General features: G+C 42.5%; 11 protein-coding genes and 1 pseudogene. 10 read left to right on the top strand and 2 right to left on the bottom strand.

The window, feature by feature from the left end:
• Positions 1-5: 5 nt before the first annotated feature.
• The 10 genes and pseudogenes from QNH43_RS16650 to QNH43_RS27845 all read left to right on the top strand — a co-directional run.
• Positions 6-1,418 carry a purine-cytosine permease family protein gene (locus tag QNH43_RS16650; RefSeq protein WP_283914983.1) on the top strand — a complete coding sequence of 471 codons (1,413 nt, stop codon included), beginning with the start codon at positions 6-8 and terminating at the stop codon, positions 1,416-1,418.
• A 46-nt stretch (positions 1,419-1,464) separates the two neighbouring features.
• On the top strand, positions 1,465-2,454 hold the full coding sequence (locus QNH43_RS16645; protein ID WP_283914982.1) for a heme-dependent oxidative N-demethylase family protein: 990 nt from the start codon (positions 1,465-1,467) through the stop codon (positions 2,452-2,454).
• Between the two features lie 12 nt (positions 2,455-2,466).
• On the top strand, positions 2,467-2,985 hold the full coding sequence (locus QNH43_RS16640) for a hypothetical protein (protein WP_283914981.1): 519 nt from the start codon (positions 2,467-2,469) through the stop codon (positions 2,983-2,985).
• Positions 2,986-2,990: 5 nt separating this feature from the next.
• The gene (locus tag QNH43_RS16635) at positions 2,991-3,956 is read left to right on the top strand and encodes a PDR/VanB family oxidoreductase (protein ID WP_283914980.1); all 966 of its coding nucleotides are present in this window, start codon (positions 2,991-2,993) and stop codon (positions 3,954-3,956) included.
• Between the two features lie 50 nt (positions 3,957-4,006).
• Positions 4,007-5,500 (top strand): aldehyde dehydrogenase family protein, encoded by a 1,494-nt coding sequence (locus QNH43_RS16630; protein ID WP_283914979.1) that lies wholly within the window; start codon positions 4,007-4,009, stop codon positions 5,498-5,500.
• Between the two features lie 471 nt (positions 5,501-5,971).
• Positions 5,972-7,576 (top strand): sigma-54 interaction domain-containing protein, encoded by a 1,605-nt coding sequence (locus tag QNH43_RS16625; protein WP_283914978.1) that lies wholly within the window; start codon positions 5,972-5,974, stop codon positions 7,574-7,576.
• 131 nt (positions 7,577-7,707) lie between these two features.
• A complete protein-coding gene (locus QNH43_RS16620) occupies positions 7,708-8,859 on the top strand; it encodes an iron-containing alcohol dehydrogenase (RefSeq protein WP_283914977.1) in 1,152 nt (383 codons plus the stop codon).
• Between the two features lie 14 nt (positions 8,860-8,873).
• Positions 8,874-10,262, top strand: a complete 1,389-nt coding sequence (locus QNH43_RS16615; protein ID WP_076365900.1) for a solute carrier family 23 protein — start codon at positions 8,874-8,876, stop codon at positions 10,260-10,262.
• A complete protein-coding gene (locus QNH43_RS16610) occupies positions 10,259-11,698 on the top strand; it encodes an NAD-dependent succinate-semialdehyde dehydrogenase (protein ID WP_283914976.1) in 1,440 nt (479 codons plus the stop codon). The genes QNH43_RS16615 and QNH43_RS16610 overlap by 4 nt, the downstream gene beginning before the upstream one ends.
• 154 nt (positions 11,699-11,852) lie before the next feature.
• Positions 11,853-12,011, top strand: a pseudogene (locus QNH43_RS27845) (UTRA domain-containing protein); the annotation flags it as partial.
• A 175-nt stretch (positions 12,012-12,186) separates the two neighbouring features.
• On the opposite strand, the gene QNH43_RS16605 reads toward QNH43_RS27845, so the two are convergent.
• Together QNH43_RS16605 and QNH43_RS16600 are read right to left on the bottom strand one after the other, a co-directional pair.
• Positions 12,187-13,392, bottom strand: coding sequence for an MFS transporter (locus tag QNH43_RS16605; RefSeq protein ID WP_283914975.1), 1,206 nt, complete (start codon positions 13,390-13,392; stop codon positions 12,187-12,189).
• Positions 13,393-13,417: 25 nt separating this feature from the next.
• Complete coding sequence (locus tag QNH43_RS16600; RefSeq protein ID WP_283914974.1) at positions 13,418-13,999, bottom strand: TetR/AcrR family transcriptional regulator; 582 nt, start codon at positions 13,997-13,999, stop codon at positions 13,418-13,420.
• Positions 14,000-14,272: the final 273 nt, after the last annotated feature.

The following is a 14,272-nucleotide window of genomic DNA, read 5'->3' as shown; positions in this document are numbered from 1 at the left end:
AGCGTGTGAGTAAAGAGAATGCCTCCATTTCAAAGGATGTGGCCTTTGGTTTTTTACCGGCAAGTAAAAGTGACCGGATTTTTAACCTTCGGGATTTAATTTTAGTACAGGTTGTTATTGGCCTCTCATCTTTTGGTCTGTTAACTGGTGGATACACAGGTACAATGCTTGATGCGAAGCAGTCACTTGCAGCGATTTTATTCGGTAACGCCTTCCCTATGCTGTTGATTGTTCCTATTACCCTTTATTTTGCGCGTTATGGCATAGATACCTTTGTAGGGTTTCGAAGTTCACTAGGGTATCTAGGATCCAATATCTTTTTCTTTGTTTTTCTTATTTTAACTCTCGGCTACATTTCCATTGCGCTTTTCATGTCCGGCCAGGCGTTAGCGGAGGCTGCTAATTGGATGGGGATGCCCGCCATTTTCTCAAGCCAAGCAACTGGAGCGCCGTTTTTCTCGATTTTACTCTTCATCTGTGCATTTCTTGTAACGGTGAGGGGACCGATAGCGATTCAAAAATATACCGCAGTAGCCGTTCCTGTTTTTATGGTTCTCATGTTTGGCCTTCTCGCAATAGTCTTGTTTGGTCAGGGATTCACTAAAGTCGCACATATACTTCCTTCCGAGCCATTTGAAACGACTTCTCGTTCATTCGCGACAGCCCTGGAATTAAATATCGGTCTCGGCTTCTCATGGCTTCCATACCTTGGCCAATACAGCCGTTTATCTAAAACAGAAGGAGGAGCATTTAAAGCAGGATTCTACAGCTATGGAATCATCGTCTGTATTGCTGCTTTAGTGGGGGCCATTGCTGCACTAGTCGCTGGTTCACTTAATCCTTCCGACTGGATGTTTTCCATCGCAGGAAGTTGGGGCGGCTTCATTGGCTTGATTTTACTTTCGGTTGGGAATGTCGGTGCAGCCATTTTCCTTATGTACTCACAAGCTGTCAGCTTTAAAACTGTATTCCCGAAAAAGTCATGGATGATTGCGATGGGTACAACCGTCCCGACTATTTTCTTACTTCTAAGTTCGACGTTCTACGATGCATTTGGTTCATTCATTGCTGTCATTTCCTTTATTATGGCTGTTCTTGGCGGAATTGTCGTTGCAGATTACTTTTTTGTAAAGCGACAACGCATTTCAATAAGGGATTTGTATGACACACAAGGCTCTTATACCTATTGGAAAGGCCTTAACCCGTCGGCAGTTCTCACGGTGGTCATTGGAACGATCGTTTACTGGGCACTCTATAATCCATTGACTTTTGAAGCAAGTGACTTTTTCCTTCATACAGCTGCCGGAATTCCAACATACTTTGTCGCTTTAGTCACCTACTATGTATCATCTAAATACATTTTCCGTTTTGAAGTTGACATGGAGCGTCCATCCGTTGAATTAAAGGAAGCTAAGTAGAAAAAACGCAATTAAAAGAATCTAGGGAACGAGAGGAGATTGTTCAATGTTTACACAAAGTTTAGATTTCAAAACAACTGATTTAGACACATTCCCATTTCCATTCACTTCAGGTAACTATCGTTATTCAAACGATTTGAAAAGACTCTCAAACATTAACTGTATTGAAGTTACAACAGAATACAGACTCCAAGTGGAAACGAAGCGCCGTCTCCTTCAAGAACAGCCGCATATAAGGTTTCAATCTTTTTCACACACAATGGAAATGCAATGGGAAGTGTTGGAGATGCTTATCGATATGGCAACTGATCGCTATCCAGAGCATTTCGAAGTCATTAAAGATGGAGACAACTGGACTTTCAAGAACCACATTTTCGGCGAATCCGATTCATTCGTGTATGGCGATGCCAGCACGCTTCCAAATGAGCCGCTTGATTATATAGGCCGACATTTCCACAATGATTTTGTTTTAATGGTTCATCGCGACAGTAATTTCTATTTGGAAGTGGGGCAGGTTTCATACGCCGCACTCTTCTCAGCTAACTGGAATAAAGGCATGTCCTTTGATGAGATCCATGCACCTGTTCCATTTGTATCGCGGAAAGGCGATGAACTGGCAGATCGCGTTCGAAGGTTTTTATTATCCATTGAGCCAGGAAAGCCATGGACACGCATCAACTGGAACCTGATGGCAAACCGTTGGGATGTCAATTATGAAACGATGGATGTCTGGGGACCGCAGCGTTCTGAAATAACACCGGAAAATGCAGGTGAACTTGTCCGTTTGCGTGTTGAAGAGCAAAAATTTTATAACATGCCACGAAGCAACGCCATTCTATTCGTATTGAATACGCAGTTCCTGCCACTGGAGGATTTGACATTGCGTCAGGATTGGTTTGATCTGACATATAGCGTACTGCAGGATATTCCGGAACCTATGGCTGCATACAAAGGAATTGCCCCGTTTCTTCCGCAATCAGTTGAATATTTAAGGCGTATTGATGAAAAACAAAAAGCAAATCTAAACAATGAGTAGGAGGATAGGGCCTTGTACAATAGTCCAGTATTGTTTGATAAATCAATTACGATCGTAAATCAATTTACTCCTCGGAATGAACGAAGAAAGTTTGTCGTCATTTCTGATCAAGCTGGATATGAAAAGGCGAAAAGTTTCACTTCTGAGCTTGCAGGTACAATGCCTTATGAATGTCTTTCCATAAACGGAATGGAAGATAAAGAGGAGATTAAGAGATTCATCTTGTCACAAAAGATGGGCACCCAATTTTATATTGCGGGTGCATGGAACAATGCCGTAATGATTTTCTCTCTAGGGGTGGAAGCTGGTCTATCCGAAGCTGAGATCCAGACGGTGATTATCGGAGCTAAACGGCGGTACGTATATTGCATGAAATGTTTTGAAGTGTCGGAAGTCGCAGAAGAAGCAGAGATTGCAGAATGTGGCCATTGCAGAGCAAGTCTTGAAATAGGACCTTTTTATTCCATAGTACGGGAAGGTTATATTGGTTACCCATTCATCCCAATTGGAAAAGAAGAAGTAGGGAGCTGATCATCATGCGGGTAGTAGGAAATATTCAAATGAAAGTAAACAAGATCATTCAAGAAACTCCATTCGTAAAACAGTTCGAATTGATACCAGTTGATGGAAACCCATTGCCTGCTTTTACAGGCGGTTCGCATTTGACCACATTCATGCCGGCCGGGGATACGATTTTCGAGAGAGAATACTCCCTTATCAGCAACCCAAGGGACCGTAAAAAATATGCAATTTCCATTCGGCGTGATGAGGCGTCACGCGGCGGTTCCGCTTTCTGGCATGATCATGTACAGATAGATTCCAGATTGGAAGTCAGTTTCCCTAAAAACAACTTCCCCCTTAGCTTTCGAGCAAAGCATCATGCTTTTTATGCAGCCGGAATCGGCATCACCCCTTTTCTGGCAATGATGGAAGACATGGCTGCCGAAGGCCAAACCTTCGAACTCCATTATGCAGCACGAACACCGGAATTATGTGCTTTTTATGATCTGTTGAAAGCCAAATACCCTGATCAATGTACCTTTTATTTTTCACAGGCGGAAGACAAACGCAGAATGACGCCTGAGACGATGAAGGATCATCGCATTGGCACGCAAGTATATTTTTGCGGACCAATCGAGATGGTTCAAGAGTATCGAAATGCCGCCAGTTCCTATGGTTATCCGGAACATGCGATCCACTTCGAATTATTTGCGACAAAAAATGATGGGCCGAAAGATCCTTTCATTGTCGATCTTACAGACAGCGATCGATCCATCCACGTTCATGAAGGCGAAACACTGCTTGATGCGCTTTTAAGGGAAGGAATTGATGCACCTTATTCTTGTAAAGTGGGCGGGTGCGGTAGTTGTGAGGTAGATGTGGCAGAAGGTGAAGTGGATCACCGGGATTTCTTCCTTAGCGAACAAAACCGCCAATCACGTAAGTCAATCCTGACATGCTGCTCACGTGCGAAGGACGGCAGACTTGTTTTAAAACTTTAACGATTCCGAACAGGCTTACTAAAAAATAATGAAAACCGGAGGCAAAAAACATGACAATTTTAGAAACGGCAGTTATAGAACTTAAAAATTACATCGACGGTAAGTGGCAGTCCACATCTTCAAATGAAGTAATCCCGGTAATCAATCCTGCAACACAGGAAGTCATTGCAAGGGCTCCGCGTGCCACCAAGGAAGATACAGAAAGGGCAATCTCAGTTGCGAAAGCAGCTTTTGAAAGTGGAATCTGGTCAGGACTGACGGCACAGGAGCGAGCTTCCTACCTATATAAAATCGCTGATAAAATTGATGAACGTGCGGAAGAGTTAACGATTCTTGAAACATTGGACAACGGGAAACTTAAAGCAGAGGCAGGTTTCGATATTGCCGATGCAGCCGCGTGTTTCCGTTATTACGCTGGTTTGATCCTTCATCCAGAAGGGGAAACTTATCAAGTTCCCGCTCCCGTGCAAGCGATGGTCGTTCGTGAGCCGGTAGGTGTAGCCGGTTTGATTGTACCTTGGAATTTCCCTCTTCTAATGAGTGTCTGGAAAATCGCACCGGCCCTTGCGGCGGGTAACACCATTGTATATAAACCGGCTGAAGTGACACCTGTAACAGCAATGAAATTATTTGAAATCCTGGAGGAAGTCGGCATCCCTAAAGGTGTGGCTAATATGGTGATGGGCCGCGGCACAGTTGTCGGTCAAACCATTGCAGAAAGCAAGGACGTTGACATAGTATCATTTACGGGAAGTACGGATGTTGGCCGTACTATCATGAAAGCAGCCGCGGGCAACTTAAAGAAAATTTCCCTTGAGCTTGGCGGTAAATCACCTAACATCGTTTTTGCTGATGCAGATTTAGAGACAGCCATAGATTACGGATTATTTGGCATCTTCTTCGGTGCAGGCCAAGTATGTTCATCAGGTAGCCGCATCCTGGTTGAAGAAAGCATTTATGATGAATATGTAAAACGCTATGTGGAACGCGCAAATAAAATCAAGGTTGGACCTGGTCTTGCAGAAGACAGCAACATGGGGGCAATTGTCAGTGAAGCGCAGATGAATAGCATTTTAAATTATATTGAAATCGGCAAACAGGAAGGTGCGACACTTGCAGCAGGAGGTTACCGTCTTGTTGATGACGGCCTTGACAAAGGATACTTCATTGCACCGACTGTCTTCACCGATGTAACACCTGACATGCGCATCGTACAAGAGGAAATCTTCGGTCCAGTCGTTGTCATTCAAAAGTTTAAAGATGAAGAAGAAGCTATTAAACTTGCAAATGATACAGACTACGGTCTTGCAGGCGGCGTCTTCACTAACAATGGCGCAAAAGGATTGCGTGTGATCAAGAAAGTTCGTGCAGGGATTACATGGGTGAATGATTATCATCCAACATATGTCGAGGCGCCATGGGGCGGTTACAAACAGAGCGGGATTGGACGCAGTTTGGGAAAATACGGCTTGGATGAATATCAGGAAATTAAGCAGATCAACATTAATCTCGATGTAAAACCGGTAGGCTGGTTCCCAAATTAAGCATATGATTGGAGCGGGTGTTCGAAGACTCCTGCGGGAAAAGCGCGTCTAGGGGAGACCCCCTAGGCGCATGCCGAGGAGGCTCCCCAACCGCCGGCGGAAAGCGAGTGCCTGGAGCGGAAATCAACGTTCAAATTGTGCAAGTCAAAAAACCTAATCCAAATACGGATTAGGTTTTTTGGCAGAGAAACTTTTTAAAACCCTCAAAAAATTGTTCTTAAGCTTATAAATAATGGTGGTCCAAAGGAATTAGCTTTTGCGCAGTTTTCATCCTAAACAACAAATGGGGGAGTTTTCCTTTGGTGAGTGAAAATGGATTTGAGCATAAAAAACACCATTGGTATGATGAAAGTGTCATTCCGATGCATATTTATCGCTTTAATCAGAAATAGCATATATGGATTGATTTGTCTTACCGGTGAAGCATTTATACATAGTATCATAAAGGGATCAGGTTAGGAGTGGATATTGATGACTAAGTTTTATTCGGATATGACAGTGGAGGAAGCAATATCATGTTTTCCCATAGGAAGCACTGAAGTGGAAGTTTTGGATGATTCAGAAGATTTCATTGGGTTTTTGACAATAGAGGCGTTATCTGCGGCAGTGCAGCAGAGTGATTTGACGAAGCCTATATCCCATTTCATTACTGTGAATGCACCGCTGCAAAATTTACGCAATTATTCAATACCATATGAACAATTTCAAGCATTCTTTGAGAGTGATTTATGCAGGGTAGTATTTAATGCCCTGTATGATGGCGTATATATCACGGATGGTGCTGGAACGACATTATTCATCAATCAAGCTTATCAGCGTATTACCGGAATAAGGGAAGAGGAAATTATCGGAAAACCGATGAGTTATTTAATTGAGCAGGGTATGATATCGGTTTCTGCTTCATTGGACTCAATCCTGACGAAGAATCAAGTTACCTTGACACAAAGAATTCGAAATGGAAGAAAGATTATCGTATCGGCCACACCGATTCTATCGCCACAGAATGAAGTCATATTTGTCATAAATAGTGTAAGGGATATTACCGAATTAATCCGGATGAAGTACACGATCGACAGCCAAAAGCTATCTTTCCAACCTATTTCTCAATTATTGCCTGGCTCGGAACAGGTCAATTTACAAGAAATAATCATTGGACCTTCTACAACTCCCTTATTTAAACTGGCAGATAAAGTAGCTAAAACGGATGCGAAGATCTTGTTACAGGGGGAAACGGGAGTAGGGAAGAGTTTAATCGCCAAGTACATACATGCCAAAAGCACCAGGAAGGAAAAAATCTTCCTTGAATTAAATTGCGGAGCCATCCCGGCGAACTTGGTGGAATCTGAACTTTTTGGATATGAACCAGGGGCATTTACTGGGTCCCTTAAGAATGGGAAAATGGGGATTTTCGAGAAAGTGAATGGTGGCACGTTATTTTTGGACGAAATTGGGGATTTACCTTTAGAGTTACAGGTAAAACTTTTGAAAGTGGTAGAAGAAAACAAGTTTATGAGAGTAGGTTCTACCGAAATGAAAGAGGTGGATGTCAGGCTAATTACAGCCACTCATCGAGATCTTGCCTCCCTCGTTCAAGAGGGGTCTTTCCGGGAAGATCTATATTACCGGCTTAATATCGTATCATTTGAAGTCCCGCCCTTACGCCAGCGAAAGGAAGAAACGATTCCACTTTTAGAAATGTATTTGAAAAAATTCAATGAAAAATATAATGAAAAGAAAAAGATGACACCGGAATGCTATGAATGGCTGACGAACTATTCGTGGCCTGGTAATATACGTGAGCTCGCAAGTCTTGCAGAGCGTCTGGTCGTCACGACTTATGATGATACGATTGATTTGCCTAATTTACCATCTTTCATCCAGCCGGTCATATCAAAAAAACCTACAAAACATTCATTGAAGGATGCCGTTTCCGAGCTGGAGCGATCCCTGATCCTGAATGCGATGAAAAAATATGGGACTACAAGGGCTGCGGCCATCTCTTTGGATATCAGTCAAAGCGCTTTGGTGCAAAAAATGAAAAAATTTCACATTCGATTAGAAAACGAATCGAATTAGTTTTTTTGATTTGATTTCTACTCATTATTTCTATTGTTATCGGCAAAAAAAAGGTTATCCCCCTTATAAATTAAGCGTTTTCACTTTGGCATGATTCCTGCATTAATAAATACATGAAAGGGGAGATGACTATGAATATTTCAATTTTTTCAATGGCTAACAAATTGGTGACAGGATCAGATTCTTTACAGCAGCTGACTGATGAGGTTACGCGATTAGGGATGAAAAATCCGTTGATAGTTACAGATAAAATTTTACTGGATGCCGGGGCAGTGCAAAAGGTTGAGGATCTACTTTCATCAGCATACGGTATTTTCTCGGATGTGAATCCTGAACCGGAAATAGAAATCGTTGATCTATGTGTACGGGCTATCAGGGAGGGAAATCATGATGGACTGATTGCGGTAGGCGGGGGAAGTGCTATGGATATTGCGAAAGCCTCTTCCGTCATGGCTACAAATTCAGGTAGCATCGAGACATATTTCGGTACGAATTTGATTGAAGTTCCGGGTTTGCCTTTAATAGCCATACCGACGACGGCCGGAACCGGGTCTGAAGTGACGAATATTTCGATTTTATCGGACAAAACAGAACAGGTGAAGAAGGGAATTGTTAGTTCATATCTTTTACCGGATGTAGCGATTGTATCGCCTGTCATGACGCTGACTTGCCCGCCAAGTGTGACGGCTGCGAGCGGAGTGGATGCACTTGTCCATGCGGTAGAGGCTTATATTTCCAAATTTGCTTCGCCCGTTACAGATGCTTTGGCAATTGGGGCCATGAAGTTGATCGCAAAAAATTTATCAAAGGCTTATGCTGCACCAGATAATCTGGAAGCGCGGGAAGCCATGATCACGGGAAGCCTAATGGCAGGGTTAGCTTTTGGAAATGCCGGTGTTGGAGCTGTCCATGCATTAGCTTATCCGCTTGGAGGACGCTTCCATTTATCACATGGAGTCAGCAATTCATTATTACTGCCATTTGTCATGAAGTGGAATAAAATTGCATGTTTGGAAAGGTTCCGAGACATTGCCGAAGCACTTGGAGAGAAAGTCAATCATTTAAATGATGATGAGGCAGCGGATAAAGCTATAGAAGCGATGACCCGAATCTGCCGTTACGTTGATATACCTGAGTCACTCAGTGCATTTGACATTCCTGAATCGGCTTTAAGTGAAATGGCTGCCGAGGCCATCAAACAAGTCCGTTTACTTCGCAATAATCCCCGTGCATTAAACGTTCGGGATATCGAAAAAATTTACCGTTCAGCCTATGGCTTTTAAGTGGAGGAAACAATATGAAATGGAAAAACCGTCGCTACGGAGATGAGACATCGTATATACCTGCGGGACCTTTTAAAATTAGACTTCCATTTGTCCATTATCGTTTCGAGTGGCCTGACTATGTTCAAGGGTTATTGATGTGTGCAGTTGACCTTGGAGCGATTACACTGCTTGCAGACCATCTGGGGATGCCTTTTGATGTAGCTCTGGCCGTCGTTGTCTTGAATGGATTATTGTATTTAGCACATCATTTACTCGGGGACCCAGTTATACCAGGTTGGATTACACCTGCGGTTCCATTGCTTGTATTGTTCGTCGGGCAATTTCCGGAAGGGCCTGATCGGGTCTATGCACTCGTTGCATTTCAATTAACATTAGGTATTTTATCGATAGTGCTTGGAATGACCGGACTAGCCAGTAAGGTCGTACGATTAGTGCCGAATGCAATTAAATCAGGCATCATTTTAGGGGCAGGAATTGGTGCTGTCGTATCCATTTTCGAAGTGGGTGGAAAGTTCGATTTATTTCCTTATACAATAAGCATTTGTATCGGATTTGCCTTTTACTTGCTTTTTTCGAAAAATTTCGGAAAGTTAAAAATGCGAAATAAAGTTTGGGTATTCATAGGCAATTTAGGGATATTGCCAGCAATCTTGCTTGCGGTCATTGTAGCCCCTATTTTTGGTGAAGCAAAATGGCCTGATATTCAATGGGGATTCAGCAGTCCGGACTTTGCTACGCTTTGGTCGGACTATACTGTGTTCGGTTTAGGTTTCCCTGCCTTGACCTTCTTTTTGAGTGCGATTCCAGCTGTTTTTGCCACTTATTTAGTTGTATTCGGGGATGTGCTGAAAACAAAAGCGTTGCTTTCTGAATCCGATGAGGTCAGGGAAGATGAAAAAGTGGACTACAATCCAAACAGAGCCCATTTAATTTTTGGCGGCCGAAATGTGATCATGAGTTTTATCGGACCTGATATAACGATGTGCGGTCCGTTGTGGGCAGCCATGCAGGTCGTGGTTGTGGAACGGTTCAAGAATGGCAAGAAAGCCATGAATTCTTTCTTCGGCGGTGCTGGCTCGTTCCGTTGGGGTACGAATACAGGGTTATTCTTATTGCCGGTAGTCAGCTTGGTTGAACCAATTCTCGGTGTGGCCTTGGCCTTAACGCTTTTGGTTCAAGGATATGTTAGCGTACGCGTCGGTGTGATGCAGGCGAAGAGCCAACGTGACCTGGGAATTGCAGGGGTCGTTGCCGCCATCCTTGTTATAAAAGGTGCTGGAATGGCGTTTGCAGCGGGAATTTTATTATGTGTCCTTCTATATGGCAAGGACTTTTTCAAAGGTGAGAATGATAAGACTTTTACAGATCATGCAGAAGAAGAGGAGATTAAAGCAGGATGAAAAAAGTTGTGGAAAAATGGCCAATTTATATTAACGGCGAACCTATTCATACAGAACGTCATTTTGTAGTGGAAAATCCAGCAACATTGGAGCCTGTGGGTTATGTTCCGGACGCTGACGAAAAAGAGGCAAAGGCTGCTGTGGATGCAGCTCAAGCTGCTTTTCTGACTTGGTCGAAAACCAGTGCATATCATAGGGCCGAATTACTTGAGAAGTGGTACACGATCATTGAGAACAGGCTGGATGAAATCGCAACGATCATGACACTGGAACAAGGAAAGCCATTGGCCGAAGCAAAAGGTGAAATGAAATATGCTTCAAGTTTCGTGAAATGGTTTGCTGAAGAGGCAAAGCGTAACTATGGGGAAATCATTCCAGCCTCTGTTGCTTCAAAGCGTATTTTAGTGCAAAAGCAGGCAGTCGGTGTCGTTGCTGCCATTACCCCATGGAACTTTCCTGCTGCCATGATCACGAGGAAAGTGGCGCCAGCCCTTGCTGCAGGATGTACCGTAGTCATCAAACCCGCGGAACAAACGCCTTTGACCGCCTTGCTATTAGTTGAAAGTGCGCAGGAAGCAGGCATTCCGGCCGGTGTGATAAATATTGTAACAACACAAAAACCGGGAGATGTGTCAGACGTGTGGATGAATGATTCACGTGTTAAAAAGATCACATTTACTGGCTCCACCCCTGTAGGGAAACATCTAATGAAAAAGGCGGCAGAAACAGTAAAAAAAGTCTCGCTTGAACTCGGTGGATTGGCTCCGTTCATCATTGCCGAGGATGCTAATATCGAAGAAGCAGTAAATGGTTTGATTCAATCGAAATTCAGGAACGCTGGACAAACATGTATTTGTGCGAACCGAATATTCGTCCATGAGACAATTGAACAGACGTTTTTACAAGCTTTTGAAGAAGCCGTTTTAACTTTGAAGGTTGGAAATGGAATGGAAGGAACCGATCTTGGTCCATTGATAGATGGAGCCGCTGTTAAAAAAGTCCAGCTTCAATTAGAGGATGCTGCAAGTAAAGGGGCCATCATCCATAAAACCGCAAAAGTCGATGAAAAACAAGGATATTTTATCGCACCAGCGATACTTTCCAATGTAACGGATGATATGCTGTGCATGCAGGAAGAAACGTTTGGGCCAATTGCGCCAGTCAGTACATTCAAAACCGATCAAGAGGCGATCGATCGGGCCAATAACACGAATTTTGGCCTGGCAGCTTATGTGTATACCGAGTCATTAAATAAGGCAGTTGCCTATTCGGATAGTCTTGAATATGGGATTGTCGGTATTAATGACAGTGCCCCATCCACTGCCCAAGCACCCTTTGGAGGGATGAAGGAAAGTGGTTTAGGCAGGGAAGGGGGACACTACGGCATGGATGAATATTTAGAAGTGAAGTATGTCTCCATGCTGCTAGGCCAGTAAATAAATAGAATAGAATAGTTCGCCATGATTTTCAGGTATTCAAAAAAGAGCAGAAGCACATCAAATATCGATGTGCCTTCTGCTCTTTTCCAATTGGCTTACAAATCCAGCAGGGCAGACAGGAAATTGAAGCCTCCATCGCTCAAAAAAAGAGTCGGAAATGCTCGAGGTAGCCGAAGGTTCACCTATATTGCTGATAGAACGAAGAATTATCCTGGATACCATTCGACCCCTTGGGGTTGTCAGATCTGTCTACTGTAAAGATCGATATAAATTCAGAATTAATTTGGAGCGTATATCATCAGTAATATAAAACAGAATCACACTCTTAAATAATAATAGCAAAAATGACTTATCTGGATAATTTAAACCCCTTGCCCAATTTGGACAAGGGGTTTTTTAGTAGAATATCATTTTTCAAGTTTGAGAGTTTTCCAGCACGAATAGGAAAGGTGCTTTGGGGAAGTAAGGAATTACAATCCGGGACATTAATATTTCGCTAAGCTTTCTGTCAATCGGTTTTCTTTCCAAATGACTGTAATGCCCAGGCCAATGACGATAATGACAGCAGCAAAAAGATAAGGGTAGTGAATGTTTACGTCAAACAGCAATCCTCCCATGGATGGCCCGGCGATATTCCCTAAGCTCGTATAGGTGGAGTTCATTCCAGCAACGAATCCTTGTTCTTTCCCGGCAGCTTTTGATAAAAATGTTGTCAATGCCGGACGAAGCAGGTCAAATGCAAGGAAGATGAAGCAAGTTACCACTAGAACTGCCAAAAAGCTAGAAATCATGGTAGACGCTACCGCAAAAATGGCACCGACGATTAAACATAATTGGATAAGCCTCTTTTCGCCGAGAATATCCACCAGTTTTCCAAACATGAATACTTGCACAACAACTCCGAAAATGGAGCTTATTGTAATGATGATTGCAATATCCTTCGGCGTGAAGCCGAATTTATGATCAGAAAATAGGCTAAAAACAGTTTCATAGGCTGATAAACCAAAAGCGAGGACAAATACGATGATGAACGCAATAAAGTAAATCGGGTTTAGTGATTTTTTTAAATCGCCTATAAAGTTCGTTTGCTTTATATTTGCAGAAACTTTCGCAAGCTGTTCCTTTGTCATCGGCTCTTTTAAAATGAATATTGATGAAAGGCATGCTAAAAAAGCAATGGCCGCCGCAAGGAAGAAGGGCAAGCGTATACCATATTCTGCAACAAAGCCACCGATCCCTGGTCCAATTATAAAGCCCAAGCTAATGGCGGCTGAAATATAGCCCATTGCTTTTGGCCTTTCCTGAACGGATGTAATATCCGCAACATATGCAGTAACACCTGGCATGATAAAGGCAGCACTGATTCCGCCTAGGATCCTTGATAAATAAAACACCGATACGTTTGTCCCGATACCGAAGATCAGTTCTGAAACACCAAAAAGGAATAAGCCGATGATGATGATTTTCTTTCTGCCGTAACGGTCAACCCAACGACCTGCGAATGGAGACATAACAAGCTGTGATACCGCAAATACGGCAACAAGATAGCCCATCGTACTTCCTGATAAATGCATGATATTCATAAATGACGGCATGACGGGGATGATGAGTCCAATTCCCAGAAAAGCAATGAATATATTGCTTAGAAGAATAATTAATACCGCCTTTTGTTCTTTAATTGGTTTATTCATGTGTTAACACCACTTTCTTTGTGAATCATTTTTTTGAAATACCTCTCCAAAACACTTTCCAAGAGGCTGCCAATTTATCCTTCAGCCGTTTCTCATCATTGCCGTATACAAGCTCAAGCAAAATGGAATCCACTACTCCCAAGAAAGCATAGGTTGGCGTTATGGCTGCATCTTCGACGATTAATTTGGCATTGATCCAATCCTGGAATTTACATTCCAGGATTGCCTGTACCTTTTCCTCTATATCTATGACTTCCTGCCCGATTTCTTTTTCAAGATGTGCTGGCGGAAAAAAGGACATACGCAGCCAAAACTTTATATGCTCATTTTTTTGGAAAAGATCGATGACCAATTGCAGGAATCCATATAAATCTTTTTCAGGATTTTTTGAATCGACTTTACTGAAATATTGGAGTTTCGAAGATAGCTCCGTCTCTTTCGCATCACGTAAAACTTGCAGAAAAAGATCATCCTTGCCCTTAAAATGGGCGTAAATGGATTGCTTTTTCATGCCAACTTCTTCAGCTATTAGAGAAAGGGACGCTCCTTCATAACCATGAATCGTGAAAAATTTTAGAGCGGCTTCCTTAATTTCATTACTTTTCAATAATATCACCTCATAATTTAACGAACGTTCGTCAGTTATAATAGCAAATTAAATAAATATATGCAAGCGAAAATTTGTATAAAAGGTATTATGCCCGAAATCATTCATAATTAGAGTGATATATTTGAAAAGGACAATATAGTTGTTTCCAGCAATAGATATGCACACAATGCTATTCAATAAATTCCCGCATATAATTCATATGGATAATAAAGAGACAGGTGGGATGTAGTTGGAAACGTATGATATCAGAAAAGTGATTCATTACTATTA

Origin of the sequence: Peribacillus simplex (assembly GCF_030123325.1) — a bacterium.
GTDB lineage: Bacteria > Bacillota > Bacilli > Bacillales > DSM-1321 > Peribacillus > Peribacillus simplex_D.
Note: the sequence above shows the minus strand (reverse complement) of the source record. Positions and strands in the feature narration are given on the sequence as shown.

Bases quoted from the DNA above. Each gene is read 5' to 3' on its own strand.
- QNH43_RS16645 (WP_283914982.1), top strand. From the start codon at position 1,465: ATGTTTACACAAAGTTTAGATTTCAAAACAACTGATTTAGACACATTC.
- QNH43_RS16635 (WP_283914980.1), top strand. From the start codon at position 2,991: ATGCGGGTAGTAGGAAATATTCAAATGAAAGTAAACAAGATCATTCAA.
- QNH43_RS16630 (WP_283914979.1), top strand. From the start codon at position 4,007: ATGACAATTTTAGAAACGGCAGTTATAGAACTTAAAAATTACATCGAC.
- QNH43_RS16625 (WP_283914978.1), top strand. From the start codon at position 5,972: ATGACTAAGTTTTATTCGGATATGACAGTGGAGGAAGCAATATCATGT.
- QNH43_RS16620 (WP_283914977.1), top strand. From the start codon at position 7,708: ATGAATATTTCAATTTTTTCAATGGCTAACAAATTGGTGACAGGATCA.
- QNH43_RS16615 (WP_076365900.1), top strand. From the start codon at position 8,874: ATGAAATGGAAAAACCGTCGCTACGGAGATGAGACATCGTATATACCT.
- QNH43_RS16610 (WP_283914976.1), top strand. From the start codon at position 10,259: ATGAAAAAAGTTGTGGAAAAATGGCCAATTTATATTAACGGCGAACCT.
- QNH43_RS16605 (WP_283914975.1), bottom strand. From the start codon at position 13,392: ATGAATAAACCAATTAAAGAACAAAAGGCGGTATTAATTATTCTTCTA.